This window comes from Clostridium sp. MT-14 (assembly GCF_042436595.1).
Lineage (GTDB): Bacteria > Bacillota > Clostridia > Clostridiales > Clostridiaceae > Clostridium_B > Clostridium_B aromativorans.
On record NZ_JBHMIY010000068.1, the window covers coordinates 1 to 4,414 of the forward strand.

3 protein-coding genes and 1 pseudogene are annotated in these 4,414 nt (G+C 29.3%); 2 read left to right on the forward strand and 2 right to left on the reverse strand.

Annotated elements, in window-relative coordinates; translation table 11 throughout:
• A pseudogene (locus ACFHWD_RS20380) lies at positions 1-400 on the reverse strand (HAMP domain-containing protein); the annotation flags it as partial.
• A 1,234-nt stretch (positions 401-1,634) separates the two neighbouring features.
• On the opposite strand from ACFHWD_RS20380, the gene ACFHWD_RS20385 reads away from it, so the two are divergent.
• Positions 1,635-1,892 (forward strand): hypothetical protein, encoded by a 258-nt coding sequence (locus ACFHWD_RS20385; RefSeq protein WP_150359030.1) that lies wholly within the window; start codon positions 1,635-1,637, stop codon positions 1,890-1,892.
• A gap of 330 nt (positions 1,893-2,222) precedes the next feature.
• On the forward strand, positions 2,223-3,566 hold the full coding sequence (locus tag ACFHWD_RS20390) for an Ig-like domain-containing protein (RefSeq protein ID WP_150359031.1): 1,344 nt from the start codon (positions 2,223-2,225) through the stop codon (positions 3,564-3,566).
• A 173-nt stretch (positions 3,567-3,739) separates the two neighbouring features.
• On the opposite strand, the gene lepB is transcribed toward ACFHWD_RS20390, so the two are convergent.
• Complete coding sequence (gene lepB, locus ACFHWD_RS20395; protein WP_179977747.1) at positions 3,740-4,270, reverse strand: signal peptidase I; 531 nt, start codon at positions 4,268-4,270, stop codon at positions 3,740-3,742.
• Positions 4,271-4,414: the final 144 nt, after the last annotated feature.

Below are 4,414 nucleotides of genomic sequence, written 5' to 3' on the forward strand. Positions count from 1 at the left end.
TCAAATCCATGCTTTTATTCTTTTCACTCTCAAGGTTATTCTCCAGCGTATATTCCAATGTGTTGAGATAGAGTATCTGTTTTATTTTTTTCTCAAGTCCAATTGATTCATCCTTTATTATTTCTGCTGTCCTTTCAGGAGAATCTATATAAACACCGTCTATAATTGCCTGGGCATGGCTCATAATAACCATGACTGTTGTTTTTAAACTGTGGGATATACTTTGGAGAAATATCTTTTCGTTTTCATCGGCATATTTTAGTTTCTTCTGCATGATATTCATTGACCTGGCAAGTTTGCCAATCTCATCATCATTGTCAATTTTAATGGGTTCAACCCAATTCTTGTCTGCTATTTCTCTTGTATAATTTTCTAATTTTTTAAGAGGCTTTGATATATATGTCGCAACNCTCATCATCATTGTCAATTTTAATGGGTTCAACCCAATTCTTGTCTGCTATTTCTCTTGTATAATTTTCTAATTTTTTAAGAGGCTTTGATATATATGTCGCAACAAGTTTTGAGGTAATAAAAGCTATAATGATAAATATCATCCCTATCAATATTACCTCATATAAAAACTTATTATCTACATAATATGGCATATATGTCACAAAGTATGATTTCAATGAGTCCGTATTTTTTATTGGACTTATTATGATTAAATATTCTACTTTATCGTAATAGGCTCTAAATTGTGTTTCTGATTTTATATTTTTTGCAAAGGAACTTATCCAATCTATTCTTTTAGCTCCTGGACTTCCATTCATAGGTAAAGAATTATTGGTAGGATTGTTTACATATTGTATTTCTTTTTCCCCATGGTTAAAATTGACAATAAAGTTTTCAACATTAATAAGATTTCTCATTTTAGTAAAGTCTGGCGGATGATTAAAATCATCGTCTTTTAAAATTATATCATGATATGCTTTCATATCTTTGATATGATTATTTTTATCAATATACCTAAAACTATATAAATATAATAATGAAATAAGAAATATTATAATAATTATTATAAATGTAAATATCAGCCATATTCTTATGGTCATAGATTTTATCCTGAATTTAAATATTTTCATAAACTAATACCCAATAAAGCATTTACGTTAACCTGATATTGGATTTTTTACATCCTTTCTGTAAATTAATAATTTTATATCTTTCATTTGATTTTTATAATATTTACCCTTTTATATAGTATAAGAATACTTGAAAAAAATATCAACAGCATAAATACTGGTAAAAGAAATATAAAGCATAAGACAAATAAAAGCTCGCCTAAAATTATAAATAATTAGGTGAGCTTTTACCCTGTTACATTGCTTTGTTCCCGAGTGTGAGAGAACATAAGATTGATATTTATCTCATGTTTTATTGTACATATTGAATGTCAAAACAATATGTGATTAACAGTTATCAGCACAATAATAGTTTTTATCACATGAAAATTACAATATTACAATATATTTTAACCATAGTAGTTATATATACTATATTTAAAGTTAAATTTAACTTTAAATATAGTATATATAACTAGTATGGTTAAAATATATTTTAACCAGAGTAGTTATATATACTATATTTAAAGTTAAATATAACTTTAAATAATATAATTCAGGAGGTACATGATTATGTTAAAGATGAAATACAAAGTAATATCAGCTGCTATGGTTATTGCACCATTATTTTTAAGTACAGGATTTGCTACAACGGTTCAAGCGTGTCCTTCTAAGGCACCTGTAGCAGTCCATAAGGTGGTACGTAAAGCAGCACCCAAACCAGTTCGCAAGACAGTAGTAAAACCAATAAATAAGTCAAAGCATAAAGTGGCACCAAAAGTAGGGCATAAAGCAGCACCAAAACCAATTACTCAAGTACAGCATAGATAAAGTAGTAATAGTCATTGCCCCGGGAAACCGGGGTTTTATTTTTTTACATAAAAGCTCCAGCCTAATCTAACCGGAGCTTTTATTAAGGAGACCATAAAAAAATAATTTAAATGAAATACTCTGTGAATAGTATATCCATAAGATATCAATTTATTCGTTATTTTTATCAAAATATCCGGATTGTGCCAATAACTTGTGAAAATGTAATTTCTTTATGTTATACATATTTATTATTATCCCAAATTATCCTCTTTATAGATAACCTGTTGAAATAAATCCAAAAAAAGATTAAACTAAATATGTGACAAGAAAATGGAAGGAAGGTCTAATATGAAAAACTTCACAAAAAATTTTATAATGCTTTGTGGAATATATGCACTTACACAAATACCGGTGCATAGTACAGTATTTGCGGCATCCAATACAGTGGACAAGTCTTCTGTGGAATCTTCAATTACACAAGTACAACAAAATAAGTCCGCAGATAACAATACAAGCATTTTAAAGAACGTTTCAAATGTAGATAATACATCTCAAAATACATATGCTAACAGTAATATTAGCGTCAATACTAATGATAACTCTCAAACAACAGTTACAAATAAAGCGCAAAAGGCTACTTCAGAAAACTTGAGTGCTAAAACAATTGACAATGTTATTACAAGGGATAATGTAGCTGTAACTAAGTCATGGAACATAAAATTTAGTGAACCTGTTGATATTAATACATTAACTGATAAAATAAAATTAACCAATGTAAAAACTGGTGAAGAAATTCCAATTGAGATGACCGCTGATAAATTATGTGAGACTATTACAGTAACATCCTCTGTGAAGTTGGATCCTCAAACAGAATACTCTTTATCTATATCACAGGATATAGTTTCAAAATTTGGGAGACAGCTTTCAAACCCTACTGTTCTTAATTTTAAAACTGCTGCAATTATATCTTCAATAAGCAATATAACTAAAACTATAAGCCAGGGAGATAGTTTTACTCTACCTGATAAAGTGACTGCAGTTATGTCAGATGGTACAACCTCTCAGGTAAGCGTTTCCTGGGACAAGTCCTCTGTCAATATAAATGTAGCTGGAAACTACACTTTTAATGGTACTGTTAAAGATTATGGAACTGTAACATTAAACTTGACTGTAAAACCGCTTCAATCAGCAAATACTATATCAAACGGCAAGAGAACTCAATCAAGCATAGGTGTTAAATTGTATAATTACCTCATAAACTATACAAACAGGAATGCTGTTTTGACAAGAGCCATACAAATACATGCAGCTCAAGGTTACGGTGATGATCCATATAGCAACAATTGTGCATTCTACCAAAGTGAAGCCCTGAGAAGTGTCGGTGTGAATGTACCAAATAGTACAGCAAATACTGCTACTTTAACTAATGTACTTTTAGGTATGGGGTGGGTAAAATCTTCAGATTTGTCTCTTTTACTACCTGGCGATATATGTTTTACAATAGGATATGGAAATGGGCCAACTCACACTTATACTTTTATGAAATGGGTAGATCCTAAGGATTTTCACTATGCATACGTATGTGATAACCAAGGCGATGAATATGCAGGTGATGCATATCATGAAAGGAATATAGATTTTCAAACATCCACTAAAGATAAAATATCATATTTCATGTATCTTCCAGTATAAAAAATAATTTACACTTTTTTGAAGCTAAGTCAATAAAGTGGGAGACAAACACTGACAGCCATTATAATTACTCGACTGATGTATTTTAAATAGAGTTAAAAAGTAAACTTTTTAACTCTATAATGTAAATTTATAATCTTAAAGTTATAATTATAAACATTATAACTTTAAGGCTAAAATATCTTTATTTCACTAAATGGATAAATTCTTATAACAACATGTCCTGTTATATCTCTTACACTTATAGGCCCAAGTATCCTACTGTCAGTGCTATTACCTCTGTTATCACCAAGTACAAAAACATACCCATTAGGTACAATATACTCTGTATTAATAGAATTGGATTCAGTATCTGTACCCTTCGGGAGATAATCTTCTGAAAGAAGCTTTCCATTTAAATAGACCTTTGAATTTTTTATTCTAATCTTATCTCCAGCTATGCCTATTACTCTTTTTATATAGTTACTATTGCTTTCACGATGTGAATTAAATACAATAATTTCACCTCTATTTATGTAGCCAATTTCTGTACTCACTTTTTCTATAAATATTACATCATTATTATTAAATGTCGGTTGCATAGAAGGACCCGACACGACAACTCTTGAAAAAACATAAGATTGCAATATAAATGCAAGTCCAAAAATTATCAAAATATAAATTATATATAATCTTATCTTTTTAATAGTTTTTTTATCTTTCATAATATATACTTCCTTGTACTAAAATATTATATTTTTATTAAATTTATCTTTTGGGAAATAGGCAGCATTCTAATTTGAATTACAACGTAAGAGCGGATGTTTAATAATAAAGCTCACACCTTTTTCTCTATTTACTGCCTCAAT

Coding starts and splice junctions, on each gene's coding strand:
- ACFHWD_RS20385 (WP_150359030.1), top strand. CDS start 1,635: ATGTTAAAGATGAAATACAAAGTAATATCAGCTGCTATGGTTATTGCA.
- ACFHWD_RS20390 (WP_150359031.1), top strand. CDS start 2,223: ATGAAAAACTTCACAAAAAATTTTATAATGCTTTGTGGAATATATGCA.
- lepB (WP_179977747.1), bottom strand. CDS start 4,270: ATGAAAGATAAAAAAACTATTAAAAAGATAAGATTATATATAATTTAT.